Annotated in this window: 17 protein-coding genes and 1 tRNA gene; 15 read left to right on the top strand and 3 right to left on the bottom strand. The window is 70.0% G+C overall.

Features of this window, described 5'->3' with window-relative positions; genetic code table 11:
• The first annotated feature begins 12 nt into the window (after positions 1–12).
• Together AAFF41_RS24025 and AAFF41_RS24030 are read left to right on the top strand one after the other, a co-directional pair.
• Positions 13–309, top strand: a complete 297-nt coding sequence (locus tag AAFF41_RS24025; RefSeq protein WP_003999914.1) for a type II toxin-antitoxin system VapB family antitoxin — start codon at positions 13–15, stop codon at positions 307–309.
• Between the two features lie 189 nt (positions 310–498).
• Positions 499–1,152 (top strand): LytR C-terminal domain-containing protein, encoded by a 654-nt coding sequence (locus tag AAFF41_RS24030; protein WP_319751334.1) that lies wholly within the window; start codon positions 499–501, stop codon positions 1,150–1,152.
• Positions 1,153–1,332: 180 nt separating this feature from the next.
• Here AAFF41_RS24030 and upp read toward each other — a convergent pair whose 3' ends face one another.
• A complete protein-coding gene (gene upp, locus AAFF41_RS24035; RefSeq protein WP_054235115.1) occupies positions 1,333–1,968 on the bottom strand; it encodes a uracil phosphoribosyltransferase in 636 nt (211 codons plus the stop codon).
• A 96-nt stretch (positions 1,969–2,064) separates the two neighbouring features.
• Here upp and AAFF41_RS24040 point away from each other — a divergent pair, with 96 nt between their 5' ends.
• The 9 genes from AAFF41_RS24040 to AAFF41_RS51645 all read left to right on the top strand — a co-directional run bounded on the left by AAFF41_RS24040 (position 2,065) and on the right by AAFF41_RS51645 (position 7,692).
• Positions 2,065–2,364 (top strand): hypothetical protein, encoded by a 300-nt coding sequence (locus AAFF41_RS24040; RefSeq protein ID WP_319751283.1) that lies wholly within the window; start codon positions 2,065–2,067, stop codon positions 2,362–2,364.
• Between the two features lie 287 nt (positions 2,365–2,651).
• Positions 2,652–3,197 (top strand): tRNA adenosine deaminase-associated protein, encoded by a 546-nt coding sequence (locus AAFF41_RS24045; RefSeq protein ID WP_319751282.1) that lies wholly within the window; start codon positions 2,652–2,654, stop codon positions 3,195–3,197.
• A gap of 177 nt (positions 3,198–3,374) precedes the next feature.
• Complete coding sequence (gene tadA / locus AAFF41_RS24050; protein ID WP_054235065.1) at positions 3,375–3,806, top strand: tRNA adenosine(34) deaminase TadA; 432 nt, start codon at positions 3,375–3,377, stop codon at positions 3,804–3,806.
• A gap of 62 nt (positions 3,807–3,868) precedes the next feature.
• Positions 3,869–3,953, top strand: a tRNA-Ser gene (locus AAFF41_RS24055).
• A 154-nt stretch (positions 3,954–4,107) separates the two neighbouring features.
• On the top strand, positions 4,108–4,287 hold the full coding sequence (locus AAFF41_RS24060; RefSeq protein ID WP_319751281.1) for a hypothetical protein: 180 nt from the start codon (positions 4,108–4,110) through the stop codon (positions 4,285–4,287).
• Between the two features lie 40 nt (positions 4,288–4,327).
• A complete protein-coding gene (locus tag AAFF41_RS24065) occupies positions 4,328–4,621 on the top strand; it encodes a Dabb family protein (protein ID WP_060899671.1) in 294 nt (97 codons plus the stop codon).
• Positions 4,622–4,817: 196 nt separating this feature from the next.
• Entirely contained in the window at positions 4,818–5,762 is a 945-nt protein-coding gene (locus tag AAFF41_RS24070) for an RNA polymerase sigma factor SigF (RefSeq protein WP_319751333.1), read from the top strand.
• Between the two features lie 244 nt (positions 5,763–6,006).
• Positions 6,007–6,915, top strand: coding sequence for an RNA polymerase sigma factor SigF (locus AAFF41_RS24075; RefSeq protein ID WP_319751280.1), 909 nt, complete (start codon positions 6,007–6,009; stop codon positions 6,913–6,915).
• Between the two features lie 54 nt (positions 6,916–6,969).
• On the top strand, positions 6,970–7,692 hold the full coding sequence (locus AAFF41_RS51645) for a hypothetical protein (protein ID WP_425526152.1): 723 nt from the start codon (positions 6,970–6,972) through the stop codon (positions 7,690–7,692).
• Positions 7,693–7,737: 45 nt separating this feature from the next.
• Here AAFF41_RS51645 and AAFF41_RS24085 read toward each other — a convergent pair whose 3' ends face one another.
• Positions 7,738–7,935 (bottom strand): hypothetical protein, encoded by a 198-nt coding sequence (locus tag AAFF41_RS24085; protein ID WP_319751278.1) that lies wholly within the window; start codon positions 7,933–7,935, stop codon positions 7,738–7,740.
• Between the two features lie 786 nt (positions 7,936–8,721).
• Between AAFF41_RS24085 and AAFF41_RS24090 the strand changes: the two genes are divergently transcribed.
• The 4 genes from AAFF41_RS24090 to AAFF41_RS24105 all read left to right on the top strand — a co-directional run bounded on the left by AAFF41_RS24090 (position 8,722) and on the right by AAFF41_RS24105 (position 13,240).
• Positions 8,722–9,213 (top strand): MarR family winged helix-turn-helix transcriptional regulator, encoded by a 492-nt coding sequence (locus AAFF41_RS24090; RefSeq protein WP_319751277.1) that lies wholly within the window; start codon positions 8,722–8,724, stop codon positions 9,211–9,213.
• Between the two features lie 91 nt (positions 9,214–9,304).
• Complete coding sequence (locus AAFF41_RS24095) at positions 9,305–11,764, top strand: MFS transporter (protein WP_487007381.1); 2,460 nt, start codon at positions 9,305–9,307, stop codon at positions 11,762–11,764.
• A 106-nt stretch (positions 11,765–11,870) separates the two neighbouring features.
• On the top strand, positions 11,871–12,692 hold the full coding sequence (locus tag AAFF41_RS24100; RefSeq protein WP_319751275.1) for a YceI family protein: 822 nt from the start codon (positions 11,871–11,873) through the stop codon (positions 12,690–12,692).
• Positions 12,693–12,733: 41 nt separating this feature from the next.
• The gene (locus AAFF41_RS24105; RefSeq protein ID WP_343324617.1) at positions 12,734–13,240 is read left to right on the top strand and encodes a PPOX class F420-dependent oxidoreductase; all 507 of its coding nucleotides are present in this window, start codon (positions 12,734–12,736) and stop codon (positions 13,238–13,240) included.
• On the opposite strand, the gene AAFF41_RS24110 is transcribed toward AAFF41_RS24105, so the two are convergent.
• On the bottom strand, positions 13,237–14,010 hold the full coding sequence (locus AAFF41_RS24110; protein WP_319751274.1) for a TetR/AcrR family transcriptional regulator: 774 nt from the start codon (positions 14,008–14,010) through the stop codon (positions 13,237–13,239). The two genes, AAFF41_RS24105 and AAFF41_RS24110, sit on opposite strands and share 4 nt — an antisense overlap.
• Positions 14,011–14,030 lie beyond the last annotated feature (20 nt).

Consider the following 14,030-nt stretch of genomic DNA (forward strand, 5'->3'; position numbering starts at 1 on the left):
TAGGCTTTCCGTGTGATCTTCAAGCGCATCGGAAACGGACGGCCGTACCCCGACCACGGCCGGGAAAGCACCCGGCAGTGGGCGGACGTCGCGCCGCGCCCGGTCCGCCTCGATCAGCTCGTGACGACCAAGGGCCAGCTGGACCTGGAGACCCTCCTCGCCGAGGACTCCACGTTCTACGGCGACCTGTTCGCGCACGTAGTGAAGTGGCAGGGCGACCTGTACCTCGAGGACGGCCTGCACCGCGCCGTACGCGCCGCGCTGCAACAGCGCCAGGTGCTCCACGCACGTGTGCTCGAACTCGACTGAATCGGCCGACCCGACCGGGACGAACTCGGCCGGGACCGGGCGCCTGGGACGCGAGAGCCTCCTCGAGGCCCAAGATCCCCGCTCGTTGACCCTTTTGGGTTGGACTGACCCTCGACCGATGATCATTTAGTAGGAATCACCGCCGCGGCGCACTACGCTGCGCCCATGAGCATGCTCACTCCCCCTGGCATGGGCGGCCAGTACCGGATCACGGGGGACAAATACCCACGGATGCGCCGACCCCGGGGGCGTCGCAGGCTCGTGTTCCTGGTCGTCGCCTCCGTCACCGCGCTAGGGCTGGTCGGGTGGGGAACCCTGCAGCTCATCGATGTCTTCACGGGCAAGGGCGACAAGGCCACGGCGGCCGGCACGAAGGGCGACTGCACGTCCACGGCCGGCCCGTCGGCCGAGGCGACCACGGCGTCGACGACATCCACGACGTCCACCGCCGCCGGGACGCTGCCCAGGCCCGGGCAGATCACCGTCAACGTCCTCAACGCCACGCCGCGCAGCGGGCTCGCCAAGCAGACGGCGGACGAGCTGAAGAAGCGCGGGTTCCGCATCGGCGACGTGGGCAACGCGACGGCCACGTACGACAAGAAGGTCAACGGCGCCGGGATACTGCTCGGCGCCAAGGGGGCCGCCCAGGCCGCGCTGCCGGTGCTGGGCACGCAGTTGTCCGGCGCCGAGGTGAAGACGGACGGCCGCGCCCAGGCCGACCGGGTCGACCTGATCATCGGCACCGCCTTCAAGAGCCTCACGAAGAAGGAGGACGCCGACAAGGCCCTGGCCACCCTGTCCGGGCCCCGGCCGGCCGCGTCCGCCTCTGCGAAGAGCTGCTGAACGGCGAAGGCTGCCGGCAGCCCCGTAGGGACCGCAGACAGCCTTCGTGAGACCGCTGATCGTTCGGAACCGGCCACTGGGCCCTGGACCCCTGGATGGCCCCGGCAAGGCCGCTGAGGGCTCCGAGGGGCGACCGCGGGTCCCGTAGGACAGTGGCAAGTCCCGCGCGGGTGCGGGGACCTACTCGGCCGCCCCGTACATCCGGTCCCCCGCGTCGCCCAGCCCCGGCACGATGTAACCGTGCTCGTTGAGTCGTTCGTCGACCGACGCGGTCACGACCGTCACCGGCGTGCCCGCGAGCTCGCGCTCCATGACCTCGACGCCCTCCGGGGCGGCGAGCAGCACGACGGCGGTGACGTCGTCGGCGCCGCGCTTGATCAGCTCCTGGATCGCCGCGACGAGGGTGCCGCCGGTGGCCAGCATCGGGTCGAGGACGTACACCTGGCGCCCGGAGAGGTCGTCCGGCATCCGGGTCGCGTACGTGGACGCCTGGAGCGTCTCCTCGTCGCGCACCATGCCCAGGAAGCCCACCTCGGCGGTCGGCAGCAGCCGCACCATGCCGTCGAGCATGCCGAGACCCGCACGCAGGATCGGCACGACCAGCGGGCGCGGGTAGGACAGCTTGACGCCCGTGGTGGGGGCGACCGGGGTCACGATGTCGACCTGCTCGGTGCGCACGTCGCGGGTGGCCTCGTAGGCGAGCAGGGTGACCAGCTCGTCGGCGAGCCGCCGGAAGGTCGCGGAGTCGGTGCGCCGGTCGCGCAGGGTGGTGAGCTTATGGGCGACCAGGGGGTGGTCGACGACGTGGAGACGCATGCCCATAACAGTAGCCGTGCCCCCGTGTCCCTCGCGCTGGCATCAAACCGCCCGTCAGAGGGAAGGCGGTAGGGACGTACCTGGGGTGGTGTGCCTATGCCGGACCGGGAAAAGGAGTCCCCGGAGCAGTTGGACCGACTCGGACGAGCCGATGCGGCCGAACGGACCGATGAGGCCGAACGGACCGGACGACTTCGCCGCGTCGAACAGCCCGAACGGGGCGAACAGTCCGAACGGACCGGGCAGCCGGAGACGGACGCCGAGCGCCGACGGCGCCGCGCCCAGTTCCTCCGGGACCTGACCGAGGCGCGCGAGCTGCGCGACCGCGTGCAGCCCCGCCGCGCCAAGGTCGCCCGCCTCCGTCACGCCATGCGCATGCGCACCTTCCGTTGGTAGCTCCGCCGGTGGCTCCGTTGGTAGTCCTTTGGTAGTCCTTCGGTAGCTCCTTGGTGTCCGGCCCACGCCGTGAGGGCGGGGACATGCACACACGACGCCGAGGGCCGCGTACGATCCGCTGTTAGCGATCAAAAGAGGCAGACACAGCAGGCCGAAGACGTCCCCTGAACGCTCTGTTTCTGCCACGATTCCGAGTGGGTGGGGTCTCGGAGCAGCACTCCCCGCCCAATCGACCTCCGCCGGGGGGACCCCCAACCGGCACGCCTACGACCAGTGGGAGAGTCACGGTGTACTTCGCCGCACTGCTCGCGCGCACCGAAGACGGGTGGGAAGCGAGCGACACAGAGCTCGACGATGTGGAGACCCTGTCGGATCTGACCGATCTGGCCCGTGAAGCCTCGGAGGAGGACACGGTGCTCGTACTCATCGAGCAGGAGGACGCGTGGTTCGGCGTCGTCCGTGTGGACGGTGAGGAGGACCCTCGCATCTACGTCTCGGACGCCGCAGCCGCAGCCCGCAGCTCGTACGGCGAGATCCTGCTCACGGACGAACTACTAGGACGGGAGCCCGGCGACGACGACGCCGACCTGGACTCCCTCGACCTGGACGGCACCGAGGACGGTGAACCCGACGACGCAAACGACTCCGAGGACGACGAGGAGGAGGAGAGCGTCTCCGGCGAGATCGTCTCGCACAGCCCCGTCGGGGACCGCGAGATCCTCGCCGACCTCGGTGTGAGCGAGAAGGAACTGCTCGCCCTGGACGAAGGCGACGCGCTCAGCACGATCGCCGAATCCCTGGGAGCGGCAGAGGTCCTGGAGACCGTCCGCTAGGGCCCTGATCCGCCGGACGGGCCCCAGGACCCGATCCGGAAGGCAGGGTCCGGCTCCCCGCGGTTCCGGGGGAGGCGGTTTCCCTGGCGAGCCCGATAGATTTCCCGGGTGAGCCCGACAAAAGAGACCTTTCCAGCAGATTCGGCAGATCCGGTACGCGACCGCTGGCGGGCCGCGATGCGGCTCGCCCTGGACGAGGCCCACCGGGCCGTCCAGGGCGGGGATGTTCCCGTCGGCGCCGTCGTGCTGTCCACGGACGGTACGACGGTGCTCGCGACCGGACACAACGAACGCGAGGCCACGGGCGATCCGACGGCGCACGCCGAGGTGCTCGCGATCCGCGGGGCCGCCCACCGGCTCGGCGAGTGGCGGCTGGCCGGCTGCACGCTCGTCGTCACCCTGGAGCCCTGCACGATGTGCGCGGGCGCGCTCGTCCAGTCCCGGGTGGACCGGGTCGTCTACGGCGCCCGCGACGAGAAGGCGGGCGCGGTCGGTTCCGTCTGGGACCTCGTACGCGACCGCCGGCTCAACCACCGCCCCGAGGTGATCGGGGGCGTACTCGAGGACGAGTGCGCGGGTCTGCTCACGCGTTTCTTCCGCGACCGCTGACTCCAGGGGGCGGCGGGAAACGGATTTCAGACCACGGCCCACCTTGGGGTAAGGTCTCCCTCGGTAGCGTGTCCGAGCGGCCGAAGGAGCTCGCCTCGAAAGCGAGTGTGGCGCAAGTCACCGAGGGTTCAAATCCCTCCGCTACCGCTTGAGAAGGGCCCCGTCGCAAGACGGGGCCCTTCGTGCGTACGGCAAAGGACCTCGGCCGGCGGGCCGTTGGTCCAAAAAAAGCGGGGTGAAGGTTACACTCGCCGCCGGCACACGGGGCCCAGTGGGCGCAGCAGTCACAGGGGAGGCCGCGATGGCGGTGAATTCGAAGAAGATCGCCGTCTACATACTCGTGGTCTTCGCGCTCTACGTGATCATCACGGATCCGGCGAAGGCGGCCGACTACGTCCAGATAGGGTTCGAGGGCATTTCGTCCGCCGCACGGTCCATCGGCGACTTCATGACGTGGATCGCCGACGGGGCCAAGAACTGATCGGCCGCCCCCGCACGGCCCGCACCACCAGGGAGTACCCGTGATCCGCCATCTGGTCCTCTTCAAGCTCAACGAAGGCGTCGAGCGTGACGACCCCCGCGTCGTCGAGGGCGTGGCCGCCTTCCGCCCGCTCGGCGACCAGATCCCCGAGCTGCGGTTCTGGGAGTGCGGCTGGAACATCACCGACCGGCCCGTCGCGTACGACTTCGCGATCAACTCCGCGGTCGACGACCCCGACGCCCTGAAGCGGTACTTGGAGCATCCCGCGCACCAGGCGGGCGTCGCGCTGTGGCGCGAGTTCGCGACATGGGTGATCGCCGACTATCCCTTCTGAACCGATCCGAGCCGACACGCTCTGGACCCCTCGCCGGAAACCGGCGGGGGGCTTTTCCGTTTCGTACGCCCCAACTCTCCCTAAATCCTGTTCAACACGGGGTTATGCGGTGCTTGCACACAGTGCACATGTCTTGTGATGCTATGACCGCTTTTGACGGATGAGTTGATGGATCTGACGGATCATAGAGGTGGAGTTGACCGTGCCGGCCAGTACTGCGCCTCAAGCACCGCCCCAGGAAATCCCCAAGGAACACATCACCACGGACCCCCTCGCCCAGAAACGCGTCGCCACGGAGCGCGTCACCACGGAACCCCTCGCCCCGGAGCACATCGCCCACGAACGCGTCACCCCCGAGCAGGTCACCCCTGAGCGACGCCGCGGCGCCGACACCCGGGCCCTCACCCAGCTGCTCTTCGGCCAGCTCAAGACGCTGGAGCCGGGCACCACGGAGCACGACCGCGTACGCGGGGCGCTCATCGAGGCGAACCTGCCGCTCGTGCGGTACGCGGCCGCCCGCTTCCGCTCCCGCAACGAGCCGATGGAGGACGTGGTCCAGGTCGGCACCATCGGCCTGATCAACGCGATCGACCGCTTCGACCCCGACCGGGGCGTGCAGTTCCCGACCTTCGCGATGCCGACCGTCGTCGGCGAGATCAAGCGGTACTTCCGCGACAACGTCCGCACCGTCCACGTACCCCGTCGGCTGCACGAGCTGTGGGTGCAGGTGAACAGCGCGACGGAGGACCTGACGACGGCCTTCGGGCGCTCCCCCTCGACCGCCGAGATCGCCGAGCGGCTGCGCATCACCGAGGAGGAGGTCCTGTCCTGCATCGAGGCCGGACGCTCGTACCACGCGACCTCCCTCGAAGCCGCCCAGGAGGGTGACGGGCTGCCCGGACTGCTCGACCGGCTCGGCTACGAGGACCCGGCCCTCGACGGGGTCGAACACCGCGACCTCGTCCGCCACCTCCTCGTACAACTGCCCGAGCGCGAGCAGCGGATCCTTCTCCTTCGCTATTACAGCAATCTGACGCAGTCACAGATCAGTGCGGAGCTGGGAGTCTCCCAGATGCATGTGTCAAGGCTGCTCGCCCGGAGCTTCGCACGGCTTCGATCCGCAAACAGGATCGAGGCGTAACCGGCAAGAGCGAATCGCTCAACGTCTCCTTTTCCGACAGTTCAGCGTCGAAAAACCGCCAGACCCCCCTTTTCCAGGGCCGATTCACCCCCTCCATGTCGACATGTCACTACAGCGTGTTGCCGACATGTGACATTCTGCCGGAAGAGCGTTTGGCGCAGCCCCGCCTCCGGTATTCAGGTGGAGGCTGCGTTCCTCCGACGGGAGCGTCCGCCGTGACCGTCCGCGACCCAAAGGGGGTGGCATGTCCGCAGACCAGGGCAGCTCGAAGGTGCTCACGCTCACGAAGAGCGAATCCGCGCCCGACGCGCTTCACGATGTCCCGGCCCTCCCGGCCCCCGACGCCGCTCCGACCCTCGAAGCCGTCCCGGCGGCCCCCGAGACCTCGGGAGCCATCGACACCCGCACCCTGTCCCGCTCCCTGTTCCTGCGGCTCGCCGCACTCGGCGAGAACAGCCCCGAGCGTGCCTACGTCCGGGACACCCTCATCGAACTCAACCTCCCGCTCGTTCGGTACGCGGCGGCCCGCTTCCGCTCCCGCAACGAGCCCATGGAGGACATCGTCCAGGTCGGCACCATCGGCCTGATCAAGGCGATCGACCGCTTCGACTGCGAACGCGGCGTGGAGTTCCCGACGTTCGCGATGCCGACGGTCGTGGGCGAGATCAAGCGGTTCTTCCGCGACACCTCGTGGTCCGTCCGCGTCCCGCGGCGCCTCCAGGAGCTGCGCCTGGCCCTCACCAAGGCCAGCGACGAGCTCTCCCAGAAGCTCGACCGGTCGCCGACCGTCGCCGAACTCGCCGCGGTCCTGGGCGTGTCGGAGGAGGACGTCGTCGACGGCCTCGCGGTCGGCAACGCCTACACGGCCTCCTCCCTCGACTCCCCGGCCCCCGAGGACGACGGTGGCGAGGGCTCCCTCGCGGACCGCCTCGGCTACGAGGACACGGCTCTGGAGGGCGTCGAGTACCGCGAGTCGCTGAAGCCGCTGCTCGCCAAACTCCCGCCCCGCGAGCGCCGGATCATCATGCTGCGCTTCTTCGCCAACATGACCCAGTCGCAGATCGGCGAGGAGGTCGGCATCTCGCAGATGCACGTCTCCCGCCTTCTCACCCGCACCCTGGCCCAGCTCCGCGAGGGCCTGATCTCCGACTGAGACCTCCCGCGCTCGACCCTTCATAATTGACGGATCGTCAGCCACACTGGCGCGATGCGTCGAGCGACTTGGCTCCATGGCCGTCGAGGCGCCCTGGTGGGCGCCTCGACGGCTGTTGTCTGCCTGGGTGCCGTACTGGCCGCGTGCGGGGACGGTGGGAGCGGTGGCGGATACGTGGCGGTGGGGGCGCCGGCCGATTCGGGACCCGTGGTGGCCCCGACCGGGAACGTCTCACTGACCCCACTGCCCGAGTCCACACCACTCGCGGAAGCCGCCAAGGGTGCCCCTCAGCAGGGCCGTTCAGCCCCGCAGCCCCCGCCGTCCCCTTCGCCCGGCACGGCAACGGACCCCGGTGACGACAACTCGCCCCGTACGGGCGCCGGTTCGGGCGCGACGTCGGCGCCCTCGGCTCGGCCGACCCCGGGTTCCACGGCAGGCACCAGTCCTCCCGGTACCCCCAGTCCTCCCGGTCCCGCCGTTCTCGACGTGAGTGAGCCCACGCGGGAGGGCACCGACAAGCGCTGGTGCGAGAAAGTGACGGTCTCCTTCCGCAACACCGGTGGCAGCGCCGTGCGTTCGGGCACGGTGACCCTGGGGACGCACATCATCGGGGCGCTCGGCATCGACTGGGCGACGATCGACTCGACGCGGGATCTGCCCGTGCCGATCGCGGCCGGAGCGGGCAGCACAAAGACCTGGACGGTGTGCGTCGACGACTGGCGCGTGCCGCTCGGCATGCACATCGAGACGCGGGACGTGTCCGTCCAGTGGAAGTGACCCGCCTCCACCGGTTTTGCCGGCGGGGCGGGCGGGTTGTTGCCCTTACGCCAGCGCGAGCCACGCCACGGCGGCGACGACCGCCACGGCGACGACGATGCCGATGATCAGGCCGATGCGGGGGCCCGCCGGGGCGACCGCCTGCTGCTGCCGGGCCTGGGGGCCCTCGTCGACGAAAGCGCGGAACATCTGGGTGCTACCCGCGGGGTCGTAGTTGCCCTCGGGGCCCTGGGTGTTTGCCATGGCCCAGGACCCTAGCGAATACATGCCCCCTACCCAAGCGCCGGGTTCCCCTCGCCTTCCCGTTCCCCGGTTCTGGATGGCCTGGGCGGCGAGCCGAATGACGCACGCCCCACCGGCAGCGCCCCGCCAGGAACCCGAGGAACGCACCCCCAGCCCCACCGGCCCACAGCCGGAGACCTCCGGATGGACGGCGTCGCCCGCCCAAGCAGGACGGCGGCCCCCACGAGCGCGAAGGCGCAGCCCCAGACGGAGCCGACCCCCGCCCCCCCGCCCCCGCCCGGGTGGGACGGAACCCAGCGGGCACCCGAAGTCGATGCCCCGCAGGAGCACCGGGGGTCCTGCCCCCTGCGAGCGCACCAGGCACGGGGCCCGCAGGCGGCAGAAGCGAGGACGCAGAAGAACGGGCCCGACGACGAGCCCGATGCACAGCCCCCGCCCCAACCGGGCAGCCCCGCGGGGGCCCCACCCGGTTGGGGCGGCGGCCCCGCAGGGGTCGGGCACGCTGCCCCGCAGGTGACCAGAGCTCAGCCCCGCAGGGGTCGGGGGCTCGACCCAGCAGGGTCAGACGCACAGCCCCCAGGTGACCGGAGCTCGCCCCCCGCCGCGCGGAGGTCACGCTCCGTCGGCCCACAGCGGCTTCATCGCCGCGTACGCCGCCCACCAGCAGATTTTACATTCGCCAATACTTGCCTTTGCCATCTTTTTAGTCCAACGGCAGCGATATCGTTTGCCTGCAGCAACCAACTGGATTTATGGTTGCCCCAAGCAACGAATACAGGAGGTGTGATGGCCGAGCAGGCGCAGTACGAGGAATTGGCTCGTCAGCTCAGTGCCGTCGGTGCCGTGAAGCGGGAGCTCGGGCGGATCCTGCCGCACGACTGCCCCGCGGGCTCCGCCGCCGTACTGACCCTCCTCGGCCGGCACGGCGACATGCGGATGAGCAGGCTCGCCGAGCTGCTCGCCGTGGACATGTCCGTGACCAGCCGCCACGTCGCCCACGTCGCCGACCGGGGCTGGATCGAACGCCTCCCCGACCCCGCCGACAAACGCTCCCGCATCCTGCGCCTCACCGACGCGGGACGCGAGCAGCTCACCGAACTCTCCCGCCGCTCCTCTCGGCTGTTCGCCGACCGGCTGAGCGACTGGTCCGACCACGAGGTCGGCCTGCTCATCCACCTGATGGGCCGGCTGCGCGAGAGCTTCGGCGACTGCCGTGCCGTACCCCGGCCGCCCTACGTGCCGGAAGCAAGCGAACTGACCACCCGTACACCCGCATAAGAGCAAGAGAAGGAAGCCCATGGCAACGACCACACCAGCCGGTGTGCGGGCTCACGCCAAGCACGGAGGTGCACCCTCCGACGGCGCTCCGATGACACATCGTCAGATCATGGAGGCCCTCTCCGGGCTGCTGCTCGGTATGTTCGTCGCGATCCTGTCGTCGACGATCGTCACCAACGCCCTGCCCGAGATCATCGGCGACCTGGGCGGCGGTCAGTCCGCCTACACCTGGGTCGTCACGGCCTCGCTGCTGGCCATGACCGCGACCACGCCTCTGTGGGGCAAGCTCTCCGACCTGTACAGCAAGAAGGCGCTCGTACAGATAGCCCTCGTCATATACGTGCTGGGATCGGCCGCCGCCGGTCTGTCCCAGAACCCCGGCATGCTCATCGCATGCCGCGTGGTCCAGGGCGTCGGCGTCGGCGGTCTGTCCGCCCTCGCCCAGATCGTCATGGCCGCGATGATCTCCCCGCGTGAGCGCGGCCGTTACTCCGGCTACCTCGGCGCGACCTTCGCTGTCGCAACCGTCGGCGGCCCGCTGCTCGGCGGTGTCATCACCGACACCTCGTGGCTCGGCTGGCGCTGGTGCTTCTACGTCGGCGTGCCGTTCGCGATCATCGCGCTGATCGTGCTGCAGAAGACCCTGCACCTGCCCACCGTGAGGCGGGACGTGAAGGTCGACTGGGGCGGCGCGTTCTTCATCTCCGCCGCGGTCTCGCTGCTGCTGGTCTGGGTCACCTTCGCCGGTGACAAGTACGACTGGGTGTCGGGGCAGACGTACGCGATGGTCGGAGGCGCGATCGTCCTCGGCCTGCTGTTCGTGCTCGTCGAGTCCAAGGCGAGCGAACCCATCATCCCGCTGCGGCTGTTCCGCAACCGCACCATCACCCTTTCCTCCCTCGCCTCGCTCTTCGTCGGCGTCGCGATGTTCACCGGCACCGTCTTCTTCAGCCAGTACTTCCAGCTGGCCCGTGACAAGTCCCCGACGATGTCGGGCGTCATGACCATCCCGATGATCGGCGGCCTGTTCATCGCCTCCACGGTCTCCGGCCAGGTCATCACCAAGACCGGCCGGTGGAAGTACTGGCTGGTCAGCGGCACCGTCTTGATCACCGCGGGCCTGGGCCTGCTGGGCACCATCCGCTACGACACGACCTACTGGCACGTCGCGATCTTCATGGCGCTGCTCGGTCTCGGCGTCGGCATGACGATGCAGAACCTGGTGCTGTCCACGCAGAACCAGGTGGCCCCGTCCGACCTCGGCTCGGCCAGCTCCACGGTGACGTTCTTCCGCTCCCTCGGCGGTGCGATCGGCGTCTCCGCGCTCGGCGCGATCATGTCCACCCGGATCACCGACTACGTCAAGGACGGCCTGACCGGCATCGACCCCAAGTACGCGGCCGCCGCGTCCGGCTCCGGCTCCGGCACCATCCCGAACATGGACGCGCTGCCCGCCCCGCTGCGCACCGTCCTGGAGAGCGCCTACGGTCACGGCATCGCGGACGTCTTCATGATCGGCTCCGCCCTGGCACTGCTCGCCTTCCTCATCGTCCTGTTCATCAAGGAGGTCCCGCTGCGGACCTCGGGCGCGCTGGCCCAGGCCGCGGAGGCGAAGGCGGAGGCCACCGAGCCGACGGCTACGGCCACCGCCGAGGCACCCGCCGCCGACGAGAGGATTCCGAGCTGGGCGGCCGTCGCCGAGACGAGCCTCGCGGCCGGACCCGAGGGCACGCAGCGGCTCGCCGCCGTCGCCACCGCGACACGGGAGAGCGCACCGCTGCCCGCCTCCGGCGGCGTAGCGGTCCGCGGTCACGTCCGCGGCGCCGAGAGCGCCCCCGTCCCGCAGGCCGCGGTCACGCTGATCTCGCTCGCGGGACGGCAGCTGGGCCGGTCGGTCGCGCAGGCCGACGGCTTCTACACGGTGGACGCTCCCGGCACGGGCTCGTACGTCCTGATCGCCTCCGCCGACGGTTTCCAGCCGCAGGCCTCGACGATCACCGTGAACGACGAGCCGGTGGCGTACGACATCCTGCTGAGCGGCACGAGCGGGCTGAGCGGACTCGTCCGGGCCGCCGGGACCGGCACCCCGGTCAAGGACGCCATGGTGATCGTGACCGACGTCCGCGGTGACGTGCTGGCCACCGGGACCACCGGTGAGCAGGGCCAGTTCACCTTCGCCGAACTGGTTCCGGGTCCGGTGACCATCGCGGTGAACGCGGCCGGCCACCGCCCGCAGGCCCTCACCGTCGAGGTCGGCGGCGCCGGGGTCACCCGGGTCGAGGTCGAGCTCAGCGCGGGCGCCCAGCTCCAGGGCGTCGTACGGGCCCCCGGCGGCCCCCTGGGCGACGCCCGGGTCACGCTGGTCGACGCGGCCGGCAACGTGATCGGCACCGCCAGGACCGGCACGGACGGCGCGTACGCCTTCACCGACCTGGACGGCGGCGAGTACACCGTCATCGCGACGGGTTACCCCCCGGTCGCGACGGCTCTCACGGTCACCGGCCGTGGCGTCGACGACCACGACATCACCCTCGCCCACCCCGGCGAGTAGTTGATACCCCGGCCCGTGGGGACGCGCGCGCTCTGAGCGGAGGTGCGCCCCCCACGGGCCGGTTTCATGGCGACCGATTTTTAGTGTTTTGCAGGGAGAAAACGGGATGGGACTGACCGCACGGATTCGCACGCGGGACGGATGGGCCGTGTCGCACGCGGTCGTCACGGTGACCGACATGACCGGGACGCAGGTGCTGCGCGCCGAGGCCGACGCCGAAGGCGCCGTGCACGACCCGACCCCCCTCACGCCCGGCGCGTACACCGTGATCGTGACCGCGGTCGGGTACGCGCCCGCCGCCTCCAGCGCGATCGTGACGGCGAGCGGCCGGGCCGAGATCGGCAATGTGACCCTCGCCCGCCAGGGCGGCAACGAACTGCCGCCGCCCGGACCCTGGACCGTCGACCCGGCGCACTCCTCCGTCGGCGCCGTCGCGCAGCACCTGGGCATCTCCAGCGTGCACGGCCGTTTCACGGACTTCTCCGCGACGATCGAGATCGCCCCGGACGACGTGTCCAAGTCCCGTGTCGAGGCCGTGATCACCGCGGCCTCGATCGACACCGGCAACGGCATGCGCGACGGCCACCTGAAGTCCCCCGACTTCCTCGACGTCGAGACGTACCCGCGGATCACCTACCGCTCGACCGGCCTGACCCCGGCCGGCTCCGACCGCTGGACCGTCCACGGCGAACTCACCATGCGCGGCATCGCCCGCCCGGTCGACCTGGACCTCGCCTACCTGGGCACGGGCGGGGACCCCTGGGGCGGCACGCGGGCCGCCTTCCGGGCGACGACCGAACTCCACCGCGAGGACTTCGCCATGAACTACAACCAGGTCATCCAGGCAGGCATCTCGGCGATCGGCAGCACGCTGAAGGTGGAGTTGGACGTCCAGGCGGTGCAAGGCGTGCCACTCCCGCAGGCGTGAGGTGAGCGCACCTTCCCGGCGGGCAGCCTAGGCTGACTCACATGGCACCGAACATCGCTACGAACACCGCCGTGTCCCTGGACGAACTGCTCGACTTCGTACGCCCCCGCCACCGCGCCATCCTGCTGACCCGGAGGGCGGACGGCAGCCCCCAGGGCTCCCCCCTGACCTGCGGGGTCGACGACGCCGGGCGGATCGTCGTCTCGACCTACCCCGAACGCGCGAAGACCCGTAACGCCAAGCGGGACGAGCGGGTCAGCCTGATCGTGCTGAGCGACGAGTGGAACGGACCCTGGGTCCAGATCGACGGCACGGCCGAGGTCGTCGACTCCCCCGAATCCGTCGAGCCGCTCGTCGAGTACTACCGGAACATCGCGGGCGAACACCCGGACTGGGACGAGTACCGGGAGGCCATGCTCAAGCAGGGCAAGTCGATCATCCGGGTCACGCCGGTGAAGTGGGGACCGGTCGCGACGGGCGGCTTCCCGGCCCGGCTGTCCCCCAGGAGTAGCCCGGGAACGGCCGAGAAGGAGCGGGGCAGGCCCTAACCCCGGGCGACCATCGTCTCGATCCCCGCGATCAGCGTTTCCAGCGCGAACGTGAAGTCCCGCTCCCGCATCTCCTCGACCGTGTCACCGCCGCGGGCCTCCATGAGGTCCGCGGCGTTCTCGAAGTTGGCGGAGAACTGCGGCTGTTCGCCGATCGTGCTCATGGCCTGACGGAAGTACTCGTCCTGGGTCATCCCCGCCGAGGCGCAGCGCTGCACGAAGTGGCCCTCGATGGTGCCGAACCCGTACACGAACTGGAAGACCGCCGAGAGCGCGCCCATCTGGCCGTGCCGGGGCAGGCCGGTGTTGCGGATCACCTGCTGGACGCAGAGCGAGAAGGCCATGGAGTGCGGGCCGATGTTCAGGAAGGTCCCGATCAGCGGGGACACCCAGGGGTGGCGGACCAGCAGCGCGCGATAGCCGGTGGCGAGGGAGCGGAGCTGGTCGCGCCAGTCCTCGCCCGACTCCGCGTCGGGCAGCTCCAGTTCGCCGAAGACCGCGTCGAGGGCGAGCTCCAGCAGGTCGTCCTTGGTGTCGACGTACCAGTACACGGACATCGCGGTGACGTTCAGCTCGGCGGCCAGCCGGCGCATGGAGAACTTCGCCATGCCCTCGGCATCCAGCAGCCGTACGGTGACCTCGGTGATCCGGTCCCGGTCGAGCCCCGACGGCTGCCCGCCCCCGCGCGCCGCAGCGCCCCGGGGAGCCTTGCCCTCCAGCCAGACACTGGTCCGCCCCGGACGCTCGGCACGGTCGGCTGCCCTCACCATGGCGCACCTTCCTCGGGACT

Origin of the sequence: Streptomyces mirabilis, assembly GCF_039503195.1 — a bacterium.
Lineage (GTDB): Bacteria > Actinomycetota > Actinomycetes > Streptomycetales > Streptomycetaceae > Streptomyces > Streptomyces mirabilis_D.